Here is a 17,403-nt window from a genome sequence, read left to right on the forward strand (position 1 = left end):
ATTTATGTTGAATGCTTCTTATTTTTTGTTCATTAATTTATTTATGATTAATCGTAAATGAAACTCTAATCAAGTTCCAAAGTAGTGAACTATATTTTCTATAAACTAAATAACGTGGCTCCCAATCAGGATGAAATTTCTGTTTATATTTTCTTAAACCTTGAAAACTGTATAATCCATTCATATTTTCAAAGACTTTTGATGCTATCTTCTCTCTTAAATAGGCATGTTTATTTAACCCAACATTCGATAATGTAGCCATACCCATATTAAATTGTTGATATCCTTGTTCTTTCGCCCATAACAACATATGAATATATAATGCATCCATCATTGCTACATCAAGATCTTTGTTCCATCTAATTAAATCAACAGATACAGATTGATTATAATTTGTATACATTAATGAACAGAATCCAGCAATTTCTTGATTACTATTTCGAAGTACTGCTATTGGTGCTTTGTTTAAATAATCTTTCTCAAATGCACCGACAGAGAAACACATTTCTTTCTTATCTCCTAACCAATGTTCACTAATTGATTCTAACATCTTAAAGTCTTCTTGATTGTATGGTGCTTCTATCATTTCAAAATAATAACCATCCGATTCTAATTTATTGTAAGTTGCACGCATACCCCTTTTTTTCTTGCCTGCAAGACTAAAATCTTCTAAATCTATTAAAGCTTCTTCACCAAGTTTAAAGAATACATTACCGTACTCATGATACATAGATAATAATTTACTTTGTACTTGATAGAAAATAATATCATGACCTAAAAATGTCATTTGATCATAAAATGTACTTAACGTTTCATTAAATTTATCACTGTTACCAACTGGATCTCCTAATACAATTATCGCATTCATGGTCTGACGATACATAAGAAACACATCTTCGTCTTCATTTAAATAAAATGACTTGTCACCTGTAAATGCAAGATGACTTACGTATGAACCTTGATAATCATTAATAATACTTTCAATTTTTTCATGATCCACTTTTGTATCTAATAATTTATGATATTTTTTAGATAAGACGAAAGTAATAAATATACCAATTACACAAAGTAACGCTAATACAATCCAAAACATTGAAAATACAGCATATTTATCAAACTTAGTAACCTCATGTGGATAAATTTTCAAATAATCTATTGTTATAAGACGATTAAAAATAAACATCGTAATGATTAATATACCACTTAGCAAAATTTTAACTGGTGTTAATATCTTTTTAACCCTAACTGCTTTTTTATAACCAATAAATAAGAGTACTAATAAGATTGTTAACCAAATAAATGAGATTATGGTACTATTCGTGATAATAGAAACAACTAACATAATGATTACAGATATAATACTCATTAAAATAGATCTCATCGTTCCTGACATTACACCTTTTGCACATATCAATAGCATTAAAGTTGCTGCCGTATGTAATGCTAAAATAACAGAATAAAACGTGTAATGATGAGAATAAATGGCGTCGTATAAAATAAAGATATGATTAAAGTAAAGTACAAACCCAGTTATTCCAGATAACAAACCTAAAGACAATGTTGGAATCTTTGCAACAAAATCTTTTTGTATAGATTTAAGTACCGAAGTTGTATCCACTGCTGGCGTGTAAAATTTACTTTCTTCAATATATTGCTTAGCTGTACTACCAAATTCAAATGTAGACAATCCTAATGCAATAATAAATGGGAAGAAATAATACGCTACTCTATACAATAGTAAAGCAAGGAGTACTTGTTCTTCCGGTACACCTAGAGATTTAATACCTAGTAGTATCACTAAATCAAATGCACCAAAGCCACCTGGTATCATACTTATCAGTCCTGATAATGCTGCGATAACAAAAATACCAACTAAATGTGTATAATCCACTTGTATGTGAAGTGCTAATAAAATCACATATAACAAGTAACTCGCTGCTAACCATTCTAAAGCAGACACAATCGTAAATTTAATTCCTAAAAATTTATCTTTAGGTGTCGGTGATTTTAAATATGAAAATACGATAAACAAAGGTAAAAACAAACTACCAACGTATAACACAATCTTTGCCCATGAAATATTAGTCAAAAGCGAGTCTGCTTTAAATACATGTAATACGATTAAAACACAAAGCAAACTCAACCCACTTAACATAGAAACTAATAATAAAGATACACTTTTGATTAATACCTTTTTATCTTGTGCTTCATTTCGATATGAATACACACGTAAACCAGCACCAATCAATCCACCAAACCCTAATATACTATTAAATGTATTAATGATATAACTAATTGAAAGTACTTTTAAAATAGGTAGTTTTAATTTTAATGATTGCTTAAGCATAATGTCATATAAAGACAGTACCCCTACTGAAAGTACACCTAAAATGATTATACCTACAAAGTAAAAAGTATTCATTTCTCTTAATAGCACGATCGTCTTTTTAAAGTCAATTTTATCAAGCTCGTTATGTAATGTATAAATAACTATTACTAAAATAATACAGATAAATAAAAATTTTAAAAACTGAAATAGATTCTTTCGATTAAATATGTGACTCAACCACCTTTCAAGCTTCTTTCCCTACCAAATAATACCATAGTTAAAAGAATAATTAAATTTTAAACAAAAAACCTTACTATCTTTGTATTCAAATAAAAAGACAGCAAGGTTTGTTATTATACTTTTTCGTTTATGATTTCATCATCATCAAATTCATATGGCCCAGCTTCATCTTGATAATACTTATTATAACGACGTTTAAATAAAGTGAAAAGATGTGAAACAATTACTTTTAATATCGCATATGTTGGAATACCAAGGATAACACCTAATATGCCGACTAAATTACCAGCACATAAAAGAACAAATATAATTGTTAAAGGATGTATTTGCATCGTTTTCCCCATGATATTTGGTGATATAAAATGCCCTTCTAAAAATTGAACAGCTGCCCATACAATGGCTAGTTTCAACAACATAAATGGTGAATCAATCGCAGCTAACACAATAGCTGGTGAAATTGCGATGATAGGTCCCAAATAAGGAACAACACTTGTTACAGCAGCGATACTTGCTAATGTTAATGCATAATCTAAACCTATAATAGAATAGCCAATAAACAATAATATACCGATACATAAAGCAACAATCATCTGTCCTTGAATATATGAACCTACTTGAACATTCATTTTATCAATCAAATCGTGTGTATCTTTTCTAAACTTTGGAGGCATTAAACTAATAATGTAGTTTCTAAATCTTTCTCCATCTTTAAGTAAGAAAAATAATACAAATGGAAATGTAATGATTACGACAACGACATGCGTGATCGTAGATACAAATGAATGAAATTTGTTACCAAAATCTCCAACTGAATTAGAAATCTTTTTAGGAATATCACTGAAGTTTTGTTGTAACCAGTTTTGAGCTTGAGTAATATAATCTGCTACAAATGAATTCTGAGAAAACTCTTCTATTTTCAAACTAAATTCATGAACATATGTAGGTAAATTTTTAGTCAAACTTTGTACTTGTTCCTGAACAACTGGTATTAATAAAGTTACAACAAGTGTCATTGCACCAATAATGGCAAGTAATAAAATGATAATTCCCCATAGCCTTGGTACATTAAGTTTCTCCATAAAATTAATAATGGGATTAAATAAATAAAAAGCTATAAAGGCAACTATAATAGGTCCAATTAATGTTGTAGTTACTGTGACTAATGGTTTAAAAATAAATGAAACATTTTGGAATATAAAAATTGTTAAGCCAATTAAGATTAATAATCCTAATATAAAGTAAATATCTCTACCACCAAAGAATTTCATAAAACGTGTGGTTTTATTGAGTGTATCACTTTGTTTTGTATCTCTTTGCAAAAAATGACCTCCTAATAAACATGTATTAGTTATTATACCCTATTCACAGAACTTTAAAAACAAATTTTAACAATAACACTTTACATAATATAATTATAATGATTTAAATCATACAAAAATAAAACACACCATAAAAGAGATTATACGCTCTTTTATGGTGCGTTTTGTTTTGATTACTTAACAACTAAAATTTTATCACCTTGTTCTACTTTTCCAGTGACTAATGTTTCTAGTGTTGCGTCGTTTAAGTTTGTTACTACAATTGGTGTCACTGTGCTGTCTGCGTTTTCTTTAATGTAATCTAAATCAACTTTCATCAATGGTTGGCCTTTAACGATGTCTGTATCAGGTTCAGCTAATATTTCAAACCCTTTACCTTCAAGTTTTACAGTTTCTAAACCAAAGTGGATTAACAATTCTACACCATCACTTGATTCTAAACCAATGGCATGTTTTGTAGGGAATGTCATTTTTAATTTACCATCAAATGGTGCTACAACTTCCCCAGTTTCAGGAATGATTGCAATTCCATCGCCCATCATTTTCTCTGAGAAGACTTTATCTGGTACTTCAGTGATACTAACTACTTCACCTTTAATTGGTGAGTAAATCGTTGCGCCACCTTCTGCTAAGATTGCTGCACTTTCTTGATCGCCTTCTTCAGTCACTGTTGTTTCCTCAGGTTTACTAATTTCGCCTGAAATAATACGTGCCATATCATGTTTAATTTGGTCAGATTTAGGACCGAAGATTGCTTGTATATTGTTACCTACTTCAAGTACACCTGAAGCACCTAAACTTTTTAATTCATTTTTATTTACTTCTGATTTATTTAACACTTCAACACGTAATCTCGTGATACATGCATCTAAATGTTTAATATTTTCTTTTCCACCCATTGCATCTAATACATCGAATGGTAATTCAGCAACTGTACTGTTACGTGTTTCTGTTTCTTCAACTTCTCTACCAGGTGTTTTTAAGTTGAATTTCTTAATCGCAAATGTAAATAAGAAGTAGTAAACAAGTGCATAAATAATACCTACTGGAATAACAAGTAATGCATTTGTTCTATCCCAGTTTAATAAACCATATAATACATAATCAATAAATCCACCTGAGAATGTCATACCGATTTGTACATGTAATAAATGCATCACTAAGAATGATGTACCCGCTAATAATACATGAATACCGTATAGAACTGGTGCTACAAATAAGAATGAGAATTCTAATGGTTCAGTAATACCTGTTAAGAACGAAGTTAATGCTGCTGATAACATTAAACCACCAACAATTTTTTTACGTTCTGGACGTGCTTGACGATAAATTGCAAATGCTGCTGCTGGTAAACCAAACATCATGAATGGATATTTACCAGTTGTAAATGCGCCTGCTGTGAATGGTACACCATCTTTAACTTGTGCCATAAAGATACGTTGGTCACCACGAACTAACTCGCCAGCTTTATTGACGTAACTACCAAATTCAAACCAGAATGGTGAATAGAATATATGATGTAAACCAAATGGAATTAATGATCGTTCTATAACACCAAATATAAATGTCGTTAATGCTAAGTTCTTATCTAATAAGAATGTAGATAAGTTATTTAATCCTTCTTGAATTGGTGGCCAAGCAAATGAAAGAACGATACCTGCCACAATTGCTACTAATGAAGTGATGATTGGTACAAATCGTTTACCCGCAAAGAACCCTAAAAATGCTGGTAAATTAATATTAAAGTACTTGTTATAACACCAAGCTGCCAGTGCACCCATGATAATACCGCCAAATACACCTGTTTGTAATGTTGGTATACCTAGTACTAAAGCATGTGCTGGATCTTTAGCTGTTTGACCTAAAGTTTTAACGCCATCTGCGTAACTAAAGATATCATCAATTGTAATACCTTTTACAACACCCATCGTTGTATTCATAATTAAATATCCAACAAGTGCTGCTAAACCTGCAACGCCATCTCCACCTGCTAAACCAAGTGCAGTACCTATCGCAAATAGTAATGGTAAATTATCAAATATAATTTGACCTGATGATTCCATGACAGATGCAATCATTACAATAGCATCTGTTTTTAACCAAGGCGCAATTTCTACGAATTGATCATTTTGCATTGCATTCCCGAATGCTAGTAAAATCCCCGCTGCTGGTAATATCGCAACTGGTAACATTAATGCTTTACCAATACGTTGCAATTGACCGAAAAACTTCTTAAACATATAAAAACCCTCCAATTTGTTTAACTTTATAAATTTAGCCACGAAAAAAGGCATGAGCAAATAAAACATATCTGATTAAGATAAGTTATTTGCTCATGCCTGATCGAATCAGTAACACGCAATTTATAAGTTATTTTTAAAGTGTTCGATTTCATCATTTAAACTGTCCAATATCAAACACACTTACTTTCCTGATAGATTATACCACATATAATATAGCGCTTACAATAAGAATTTTAAAATAATTAAAAACAACGTTCACACAATGACAATTGCATTATGTGAACGTTGTTTTACTTTATAAAACGATTAATATTACTTAACGACTAATATTTTGTCACCTTGTTCTACTTTACCAATAACAAGTGTATTTAATGTTGCGTCGTTTAAGTTTGTGACAACAATTGGTGTCACTGTGCTGTCTGCGTTTTCTTTAATATAGTCTAAATCAACTTTCATTAATGGTTGACCTTTAACGATGTCTGTATCAGCTTCAGCTAAAATTTCAAACCCTTTACCTTCAAGTTTAACAGTTTCTAAACCGAAGTGGATTAACAATTCTACGCCATCCGTTGATTCTAAACCGATCGCATGTTTTGTAGGGAATGTCATTTTTAATTTGCCATCAAATGGTGCTACAACTTCTCCAGTTTCAGGAATGATTGCAATACCATCACCCATCATTTTTTCTGAGAACACTTTATCTGGTACTTCTGTAATACTGATTACTTCACCTTTAATTGGTGAATAAATCGTTGCGCCACCTTCTGCTAAGATTGCTGCGCTTTCTTGATCGCCTTCTTCAGTCACTGTTGTTTCTTCAGGTTTTGTGATTTCACCTGAAATAATGCGTGCCATATCATGTTTAATTTGGTCAGATTTAGGACCGAAAATTGCTTGAACGTTGTTACCTACTTCAAGTACACCTGAAGCACCTAAACTTTTCAACTCTTCTTTGTTAACTTCTGATTTATTTAACACTTCAACACGTAATCTTGTAATACACGCATCTAAGTGTTTAATGTTTTCTTTTCCACCCATTGCATCTAATACATCAAATGGTAATTCACTTGTAGAAACAACTTTTGCTTGTTGTTGATTCTCTTCGCGACCTGGTGTTTTGTAATTGAATTTAGAAATAAAGAATCTAAATACAAAGTAGTAAATGACAGCATAAACTAATCCAACTGGAATAACGAGCCACCATGCTGTTTTTCCTTGAAGGATACCGAATGTGAAGAAATCAATAAATCCTCCTGAGAATGTATAACCTAGATGTAAATCTAATAAATAAAGTATTAAGAATGATAACCCATCTAAGACTGCATGTATAAAGAATAATAATGGAGCTACAAATAAGAATGAAAATTCTAATGGTTCAGTAATACCTGTTAAGAATGATGTTAATGCTGCTGATCCCATTAAACCTGCAACAACTTTTTTATTTTCTGGTTTCGCTGTGTGATAGATTGCTAATGCTGCTGCTGGCAGACCAAACATCATTACAGGGAACTCACCTTGCATAAATTTACCTGCAGTTAACTTCACGTTATCAGCTATTTGTGCTTGGAAAATTGATAAATCACCATGAACAACTTTTCCTGCAGCAGTTGTATATGATCCAAATTCAAACCAGAATGGTGCGTGGAATATGTGATGTAAACCAAATGGAATTAATAAACGTTTAATAAATCCAAATAGAAATACTGCTAATCCACCGTTTGCATCAATCAAGCTCGTTGAAAATGCATTTAAACCGAATTGTACATGTGGCCAAATCCATGCCATTAAAAATGCTAATAAGAATGACGAAGCTGCCATTACAATTGGAACAAAACGTTTACCAGCAAAGAATCCTAAATATGAAGGTAACGTTATATTATAGAATTTGTTATAACACCAAGCGGCAAGTGCACCAATGATAATACCACCGAACACACCTGTTTGTAATGTTGGAATACCAAGTACAGATGCATATCCTGGATTTTCAGCATTAATATCATCTGCCGTAATACCTAAGAATTGCCCCATAGTCATATTCAATACTAAATAACCTACAAATGCTGCGATTGCTGCAACACCATCTCCACCTGCTAAACCTATTGCTACACCCATAGCAAATAGCATTGGCAAGTTATCAAATATGATACTACCTGCACTCTTCATTAAATCTGAAATCATGACGATTGTGTCATTTGCTAAAAACGGCATGACTTCAACTAAGTTTGGCGTTTGCATCGCTGATCCAAAAGCCAAAAGCAAACCTGCTGCTGGTAAAATCGCAACTGGTAACATTAACGCTTTACCAATACGTTGCAATTGACCAAAAAACTTCTTGAACATTTAAAAATACCTCCTCATTTTTTACTTATAAATCGTCGCATGAAAAAAGGCATGAGCAAATAAAACATATCTGATTAAGATAAGTTATTTGCTCATGCCTGATCGTATCAGTAACACGCGATTTATAAGTTTTTATTAAAGTGTTGAATGTGCATTGTTAAATAAGCTAATTCAGATTGATAAACTGGCTTTTTCAACTGTGTTTGCATCATTTTCACTATCTTTACGGAGATATTATAGCATAATGGATATTGCGCTTTCAATAACATTTCTATATTAGTTGCATCTGGAATTCTTTCGTCAGCTAATATTCTTTGAATGGCAAAGTGAAGGTGTCTAACAAAGCGACTATAATTAATACTATCTTTATTAATATTCACGTCTAGGCCTTCTTCTATTATTATAATTGCTTTTTGAATAATTTCCTTAATGTTGTATATATCATGCATAGAGTGTTTTACTTCTGCTGAATGTATATGCAAAGCAATAAACCCTGCTTCTGACTCAATGAATTGTAAATTTAACTTTTCATTTAATGTTTTTACTGCTTTTTCAGCAATTTGATATTCTCTAGGATAAAGTAACTCTGTTTCCTTTAAGAACGGATTATGTACATGTATCCCTTCATTAATTCGCTTAATTGCAAATATGATATGGTCCGTTAAAGATATTAACGTTTTCTCACTCACAGTCCCACCTAACTGTTTATCAATACCATTTACAACTTCTAATACGATATTAAATACTTGTTCATTTGTTCCGTCCATTAATTGTTTATATTTATCTTTATCTTTCTCAGATTCCAATAAATATACCTTTTCAATTAAATTCGTATTAATTTCTTCACCTTGTTTTTTGCCAAAACTAATCCCCTTACCAATTAAAATGACTTCTTTATCATAATAATTAGCAACTAACACATTATTATTGAGTGTTTTTTCTATAATGTATTTTCCCATATATTAAACCTCATTCTGAAGACCTATTACATATTATACAATTGATGCTAATATAATGATAGATATTTTTATATCAATACACCTTAGGATGTGGAAAGATTATGAAGCACATTAAGCGACATATATTAACCGTTTTATCTATATTATTTATTACAACGATGCTGATACCTAGGCATCATGCAAAGGCAGTAACTGAAGAAGCATGGGATAATGCAGTTACAGTTTATGGAGCTGCACTTGAGAATAATCCATCAGCTAAAGATTCAACGTCTAATTTATTAGGAACTAAAAACAGTGATAAAACGACGTATGTTCACGCAAGTGATCTTAACAAATATTTAAATATGCAATCTTCAGATGATGTATTAAAGTCCAGTATCCGTATCACTAAAACTTCTAAAGGAAGTGGACTTAATTTAACGATCAATCAAGACCAAGGACAAATCACTAAAGTAAGTGAAAATACTTATAAAAATGCATTAATGACTGCTGGTATAAACGATGCTGATGTAACGATTGCATCTAGTGAAGATGTTACTGGTGAAAGTGCACTTGCCGGTGTTTATAAAGCATTCGAAGCTCAAGGTGAGTCTATCGATACGAATAAAACACAAGTTGCACAAGAAGAATTATCAACAATCAATCAAATTTCAGACGAAAATAGCCAACAACAAGGATTTTCACAAGCACAATTAAACAAAACAATCGCAGAATCTAAACAAGCGATTGCAGAAAAGTCCGGTAATGTTTCCGTAAATGAAATTAAACAAATCGTTAATCAAAAAATCGAAGACAACGGATTAACAAATATCGTTAACAACAATCAAGTTGACATGATAGTTAATGTGATTAATCAAGCCCAACAAGATGGCGCATTTAGTGGACAAAATGCTAAAAACATCATAAATAATTCAAAACAATATTTGAGTGATTTATCTCAATCAAGTGAATTTAAGGATGCAAAGAAAAAAGCAGAAGATCTTGGAAACAACGTAAAAGATAAACTCCAAGATGAAAGCTTCTGGGAAAAAATCATAAACGCAATTAAAGATATCTTCAACGCAATTGCTAACTTATTTAAATAATAAATTTAAAACAGCCATACACAATAAAGTGTGTATGGCTGTTTTTAGATTATATGAATTTTATAATTCTTTATCTTTGTGATCTTCACTTGGTTCTTTATCTAAAGTTGTTGCTTGTTTGTTCGTTTCTGTTTGATTACTATGTTTTTCATCTCTATTATATGGGTTGTTACCCCAAGCTTCGATGTTTCTGAAGTTAGCGTTTATGTTTTCAATTTTGAATACAGGATTGAGCTTACGTTTTCTTTGCGCTCTATAATCTTTAGTAACTTCAAATACAACAGTTGCAAGTCCAAATAATGCCACGATATTAATGATAGCCATTAGACCCATAAATAAATCTGCTGTATCCCAAACTGTTTGTACTTGAACAACTGATCCTATAAACACCATACCTACTACTAAAAGTCTAAATAAGAACATTACAAATTTATTCTTTGTTAAATATTCAATGTTAGATTGTCCATAATAGTAGTTACCGATAATTGATGAGAAGGCAAACATAAATACTGCAATCGTTAAGAAAATACCACCAAAATCACCTACATGGTTTGTTAAAGCTTTTTGCGTAACAGCTACACCTTGGTCGGCAGTTGGACCAAATTGTAAATCTGTATACAATAACAACATGATTGCTGTCGCTGTACAAATAATCATTGTGTCAAAGAATACACCTAATGCTTGAATTAACCCTTGTTTCACTGGGTGACTTACTGCTGCAGTTGCTGCTGCGTTGGCTGCAGAACCCATACCAGCTTCATTTGAGAATAATCCACGTTTAATACCTTGCATAACAGCAAAACCAATTGCCCCTCCAAATGCAGGATGTAAACCAAATGCACTTCTAATGATGTTTTGTATCATTGGCCAAACTTGATCGATATTCATGAATAGAATATAACCTACTAAAATAATATAGCCGACTGCCATAATAGGCACGATGAAAGAAGATACTGTAGCAATACTTCTAACACCACCAAAGATAACTAACGCAGTAATAATCGCAAGAATTACCCCTGTTGCCACATTTGAAAATTCATATTGCTCATTTAAAGACGCAGCGATTGTATTTGATTGAACAGTATTAAATACAAATGCAAATGTTACAGTGATTAATATTGCGAAAATAACACCTAACCATTTTTGCCCTAACCCACGTTCTATGTAATAAGCTGGGCCGCCTCTAAAGCCGCCTTCTTTATCTTTTACTTTATAGACTTGTGCTAATGTTGCTTCAAAGAAAGCACTGGCTGCACCAATAAATGCAATAACCCACATCCAAAACACTGCACCAGGACCACCTAATACAATCGCTGTAGCAACACCGGCGATATTACCTGTTCCAACACGAGAAGCTGCACTTATAGCAAATGCTTGGAAAGAAGAAATACCTTTCTTACCATCTTCAAGTGTTTCAGGTTTTTCAAAGATGACTCTAAACATTTCAGGTAGCCATCTTAATTGAACAACTCTAGAACTTAATGTAAAAAACAGACCTGCTAATAGCAAAAGAAAAATTAAGTTCTGAGTCCAAATTAAATCATTACCCCATTGTACAAAATTAGTAAACCAACTTGGGATATAACTATCAATGTTCTTCAAAGAAATCCCTCAATTCTAAATAATATAATCAAAGTAAAACGCTATCCTGATTTTACCATGTGATTTTTCATCTGACTATATCTTTTTATTCAATTGTTTTTGCTTCAAAATATGCATTCAATACTTGCCCAAAGTCATTTTCATCGACTATAAATCGACCGTTTGTATAACGTTCACTAAAATTAAATTCATTCGTATTTACTTTTGTTTTATCTTTTTCTGACGAAATAATACAATTTTCTTCTTCAGAACTTGTTAACGCATTTACGATTTTATGAGATCGAGATTTTAATTCTTTTAAGATCATTAAACCACGTTGTGCTCTTTTAGCTGGAACAAATTGGTCTGCTTTCATTCGTTTCACTGATCCACGGTCAGTAACAATTAAGACATATTGATCACTTGGTAATGTTTCAGTCATTACTACTTTATCGTCATCTTTAAGATTAATCGATTTAACACCCGCAGCTTTTAATCCAATATCCGATAATTCGTCTGTGTCATAAGTTAAGCTCATGCCTTTTTCAGTAATAACCGTAATGATTTCATCTTCTTGAATTTTCAAGACTGAAACAACTTCGTCATCACCTTTTAATTTAATTGCTACTAAAGGTTTTGTAATTCTCGTCGCTTTAAATTTATCATTTGTTGATTTCTTGATCATGCCATTTTTCGTTGCAATGATATAGTTCGTTGACGGTTTGAAATCCGTTTCCTTATAAACGTCAATAATTCTTTCATCATCACTAATAGGAATTACTTGAGATATATGTTTACCCAATTCTTTCCATTTCAAATCAACGATTTCATGTACAGGAATAAACAAGTAGTGACCTTTAGAAGTAAACGCAATAAGCGTATCTTGCGTATTCATTCGCTCATGTTTAAGTAAATAATCGCCGTCTTTCAAGCCGACTTCTTCAACACCGCTCGCTTGATAACTACGATTTGACGTTCTTTTAATATAACCATCATGTGTTACAGAAACGATTGTTTCTTCACTTGGTACGAGGATTTCTTTTTCAATTTTAATTTCAGAAATTTTCTCTTCGATAATTGTTAATCTATCGTTTGCAAATTCTTTACGAACTGCTCTCAATTCACTTTTGATCACTTTCAATAATGAAGATTCATTACCAAGTATGTCTTTTAGTTTTTCGATTGTTTTTTGTAACTCATCGTATTCTGATTCAAGTGAAACAATATCTGTATTAGTTAAGCGATATAATTGTAACATCACAATTGCTTCTGCTTGTGCTTCTGTAAATTCATATTTTTCGATTAAGTTTTCTTTAGCATCTCGTTTATTGTTAGAAGCTCTAATTGTTTCGATTACTTCATCAAGAATAGATAATGCTTTTATCAATCCTTCAACAATATGCATACGTTTTTCTGCTTGAGATAGTTCAAATCGAGAACGTTTAGTAACGACTTCTTTTTGATGTTCAATATAACTTTCGAGAATCTGCTTTAATCCTAATAATTCAGGGCGACGTTTATTAATTGCGACCATATTAAAATGATAAAGCACTTGAAGGTCTGTATTTTTATATAAATAATTAAGTACACCTTCACTGTTAATATCTTTTTTAAGTTCTATTGCAATTCGTAAACCTTCTCTATCCGTCTCATCGCGAACTTCCATAATGCCTTCTATCTTCTTATCCGCACGTAACTCATCAATTTTTTTGACAAGTGTACCCTTATTCACTTCAAAAGGCACTTCCGTAACGACGATTTGTTCACGACCGCCTCTGATTGTTTCAATTTCTACCTTACTACGTACTACAATTTTACCTTTACCGGTTTTATATGCTTTCTTAATACCGTCTAGTCCTTGAATAATACCACCAGTTGGAAAATCAGGTCCTTTAATGTATTCAAGTAACTCATCAATAGATGCACTAGGTTTATCAATTAGCTTTAATGTAGCATCTATAACTTCACCTAAATTATGTGGAGGAATGTCAGTTGCATATCCTGCAGAAATACCTGTTGAACCATTCACTAATAAGTTAGGATATCTAGCTGGTAATACCATTGGTTCCATTGCAGTATCATCAAAGTTTTGAACGTGTTCTACTGTCTCTTTATCAATATCTTGTAACAAGACATCTGCTAATTTACTTAACTTCGCTTCTGTATAACGCATTGCTGCTGGTGGGTCATTATCGATACTACCGTTATTACCATGCATTTCTATCAATACATGTCTTAACTTCCAATCTTGACTCATACGAACCATAGCATCATAAACGGAAGTATCGCCATGTGGGTGATAGTTACCGATTACGTTACCAACTGTTTTAGCACTTTTTCTAAAATTTCTTTCAAACGTATTCCCATCTTTATACATAGCAAATAATATTCTTCGTTGAACTGGCTTCAAGCCGTCTCTAACGTCTGGCAACGCTCTATCTTGAATAATATACTTACTATATCTACCAAAGCGATCTCCAATTACATCTTCTAAAGGAAGGTTTTGTATTTGTTCAACCATTACTTAACTTCCTCCTCTGTTCTATCAATTTCATCATCTAATACTTGAACATCATCACTTTCAAGTATACTTTGATCTTCTTGCATACCAAATTGAACATGTCTTTCAATCCATTCACGACGTGGTTCTACTTTATCACCCATTAATGTTGTTACTCGTCGTTGAGAACGCACTTCATCATCAATACTCACTCTAATAAGTGTACGTGTTTCAGGATCCATCGTTGTTTCCCATAATTGATCAGCATTCATTTCCCCTAAACCTTTGTATCGTTGTAAGGTGAATCCTTTACCAATTTTCTTCATCAGTGCATCTAAATCTTCGTCTGTCCAAGCATATTCAACTTGTTTGCTCTTACCTTTACCTTTTTCTACCTTATACAATGGTGGTAAAGCGATATAAACCTTTCCAGCTTCTAACAGTGGTCGCATATATTTAAAGAAGAATGTTAATAATAAGACTTGAATGTGCGCACCATCTGTATCAGCATCGGTCATGATAATTACTTTGTTATAGTTACTATCTTCAATATTGAAGTCAGCCCCTACACCTGCACCAATTGTATGAATAATTGTGTTGATCTCTTCATTTTTAAATATATCTTCGAGTTTCGCTTTTTCAGTATTAATTACTTTACCTCTTAATGGTAAAATAGCTTGGAATTTACGATCTCTACCAAGTTTAGCACTACCACCTGCAGAGTCACCCTCAACTAAATAAAGTTCATTTTTTTCGGTGTTTTTACTTTGAGCTGGTGTCAATTTACCAGAAAGTAAAGTCTCTTTACGTTTATTCTTTTTCCCGTTACGTGCTTCTTCACGTGCTTTTCTAGCAGCTTCACGTGCCTGTGATGCTTTAACTGCTTTTTTCAGCAATGATTTAGAAAGTTGACCCTTCTCTTCTAAATAGAATGGAAGTTGATCTGACATAACTGAATCAACTGCAGCACGTGCTTCTGTAGTACCCAGTTTAGATTTCGTTTGTCCTTCGAATTGTAATAAGTCTTCAGGTATTCTTACTGAAATGATTGCAGTTAATCCTTCACGGATATCACTACCATCTAAATTCTTGTCTTTTTGTTTAAGCTCCCCAATTTTACGAGCATATTCATTAAATACTCTTGTGAAAGAAGCTTTTAATGCTGTTTCATGTGTACCGCCGTCTTTCGTACGTACGTTATTCACGAAACTTAAGATTGTTTCAGAATATTGATCGTTAAATTGGAAGCTTATATCAACTTCTATTTGATTCGATTCACCGCTGAACATCGCCACATCATGTAGTACATCTTTACCTTCATTTAAATATTTAACAAATTCTTTAATACCTTCTTCATAATGATAGACGACTTCTCTTGGTTCATCTTCTCTTAAATCCGTAATTTTAATTTTTAACGCTCTTAATAAGAAAGCAGATTCTTGTAATCTCTCACTTAACGTTTCAAAATTAAAATGCGTTGTTGATTTGAAGATTTTTGCATCTGGTTTAAAATGCACAGTAGTACCTGTTTTACGTGTTTTCCCCTTTTTCTCTAATGTTGTTACAGGCGTCCCGCCATCTTTGAATTTCTGTTTATAAATATGACCATCTCTATAAATCGTTACTTCTAACCATTCACTTAAAGCGTTTACTACTGATGCACCTACACCATGTAATCCGCCTGATGTTTTATAACCACCTTGGCCAAATTTACCCCCTGCATGTAGAACTGTAAAGATTACTTCAGGAGTTGGTTTCCCAGTCTTATGTAATCCCGTTGGCATCCCTCGTCCATTATCACTTATAGAAATACTATTATCTTTATGGATGGTAACTTCTATTTCTGTACCAAATCCATTTAAAATTTCATCAACAGAGTTATCTACGATTTCATATACTAAATGGTGAAGTCCGCGAACATCTGTTGATCCAATGTACATACCAGGTCTTTTTCTAACTGCTTCTAACCCTTCAAGTACTTGTATTGAATCTTCACCATATTGAACCTTTGCTTGTTTATTCAATATTACTCCTCCTACAAACGTACGTTCGTTTCTTTTGCTATACATTAGTTATTTTGTTATAAATCCCTAGAAAATGCAAGTCCTATCCGTAATAGGGGTACAATTTCACTTTATAATATGGTCATTCGGGTATATTTTAAATAGTAACGTAATTGCAGTTATGGTAAACTATTAGTACCTGCTATAAAGGAGTGTTTCAATAATGACATTTGTTGTTATTATACTTAGCTACTTAGTTGGATGTTTCCCTAGTGGCCTTGTATTAGGTAAATTATTTTATAAAAAAGACATTAGAAATTTTGGAAGTGGCAATCTAGGTGCCACAAATACATTTAGAGTTTTAGGTAAAAAAGCCGGATTTATTGTTATGTTCCTAGATATTTTTAAAGGATTTATTGTAGTATTCTTTCCGTTATGGTTTAACGTAGATGTACCAAGTATATTCGTTGGTATATGCGCAGTTATTGGTCATGTATATCCGATTTTCTTGAAATTTAGAGGTGGTAAAGCCGTAGCAACAAGTGCTGGAGCTGTACTTGGTGTACACCCATTATTACTTTTAAGTCTTGCACTTATTTTTATACTTGTATTATATTTTACAAAATATGTATCATTATCAAGTATGATTGCGGGTATATGTTGTTTAATAGGTGCTATTATTATAGGAGATATACCATTTATAATTGTTTCTTTCGCTATAATGGTTATATTAATTGTAAGGCATCGCTCAAATATTGTTAGAATATTTGCAGGTAATGAACCAAAAATCAAATGGATGTAAAG

General features: G+C 32.3%; 10 protein-coding genes. 2 read left to right on the forward strand and 8 right to left on the reverse strand.

Features of this window, described 5'->3' with window-relative positions; translation table 11 throughout:
- Positions 1-37: 37 nt before the first annotated feature.
- The 5 genes from mprF to glcT form a co-directional block, all read right to left on the reverse strand.
- Positions 38-2,566 (reverse strand): bifunctional lysylphosphatidylglycerol flippase/synthetase MprF, encoded by a 2,529-nt coding sequence (gene mprF / locus P3U32_RS07260; RefSeq protein ID WP_323702447.1) that lies wholly within the window; start codon positions 2,564-2,566, stop codon positions 38-40.
- 116 nt (positions 2,567-2,682) lie between these two features.
- Positions 2,683-3,837: an AI-2E family transporter gene (locus P3U32_RS07265; protein WP_323704852.1), complete on the reverse strand. Its 1,155-nt coding sequence runs from the start codon at positions 3,835-3,837 to the stop codon at positions 2,683-2,685.
- A gap of 224 nt (positions 3,838-4,061) precedes the next feature.
- The gene (gene ptsG / locus P3U32_RS07270) at positions 4,062-6,128 is read right to left on the reverse strand and encodes a glucose-specific PTS transporter subunit IIBC (RefSeq protein WP_323702448.1); all 2,067 of its coding nucleotides are present in this window, start codon (positions 6,126-6,128) and stop codon (positions 4,062-4,064) included.
- 315 nt (positions 6,129-6,443) lie between these two features.
- Positions 6,444-8,471: a glucose-specific PTS transporter subunit IIBC gene (gene ptsG, locus P3U32_RS07275; RefSeq protein ID WP_323702449.1), complete on the reverse strand. Its 2,028-nt coding sequence runs from the start codon at positions 8,469-8,471 to the stop codon at positions 6,444-6,446.
- A gap of 122 nt (positions 8,472-8,593) precedes the next feature.
- Positions 8,594-9,430, reverse strand: a complete 837-nt coding sequence (glcT, locus tag P3U32_RS07280; RefSeq protein WP_323702450.1) for a glucose PTS transporter transcription antiterminator GlcT — start codon at positions 9,428-9,430, stop codon at positions 8,594-8,596.
- A 101-nt stretch (positions 9,431-9,531) separates the two neighbouring features.
- Here glcT and P3U32_RS07285 point away from each other — a divergent pair, with 101 nt between their 5' ends.
- Positions 9,532-10,515: a DUF1002 domain-containing protein gene (locus tag P3U32_RS07285; protein ID WP_323702451.1), complete on the forward strand. Its 984-nt coding sequence runs from the start codon at positions 9,532-9,534 to the stop codon at positions 10,513-10,515.
- Positions 10,516-10,575: 60 nt separating this feature from the next.
- Here P3U32_RS07285 and P3U32_RS07290 read toward each other — a convergent pair whose 3' ends face one another.
- The 3 genes from P3U32_RS07290 to parE form a co-directional block, all read right to left on the reverse strand.
- Entirely contained in the window at positions 10,576-12,117 is a 1,542-nt protein-coding gene (locus tag P3U32_RS07290) for a glutamine transporter AlsT (RefSeq protein ID WP_323702452.1), read from the reverse strand.
- A gap of 85 nt (positions 12,118-12,202) precedes the next feature.
- Entirely contained in the window at positions 12,203-14,617 is a 2,415-nt protein-coding gene (gene parC, locus P3U32_RS07295) for a DNA topoisomerase IV subunit A (protein WP_323702453.1), read from the reverse strand.
- Entirely contained in the window at positions 14,617-16,665 is a 2,049-nt protein-coding gene (gene parE, locus P3U32_RS07300) for a DNA topoisomerase IV subunit B (protein ID WP_416361218.1), read from the reverse strand. Before parE ends, parC begins: the two co-directional genes overlap by 1 nt.
- Positions 16,666-16,819: 154 nt before the next feature.
- Here parE and plsY point away from each other — a divergent pair, with 154 nt between their 5' ends.
- Positions 16,820-17,401 (forward strand): glycerol-3-phosphate 1-O-acyltransferase PlsY, encoded by a 582-nt coding sequence (gene plsY, locus P3U32_RS07305; RefSeq protein ID WP_323704853.1) that lies wholly within the window; start codon positions 16,820-16,822, stop codon positions 17,399-17,401.
- The last annotated feature ends 2 nt before the right edge of the window (positions 17,402-17,403 follow it).

Source organism: Mammaliicoccus sp. Dog046 (assembly GCF_034039665.1).
In the GTDB taxonomy this organism is placed as follows: domain Bacteria; phylum Bacillota; class Bacilli; order Staphylococcales; family Staphylococcaceae; genus Mammaliicoccus.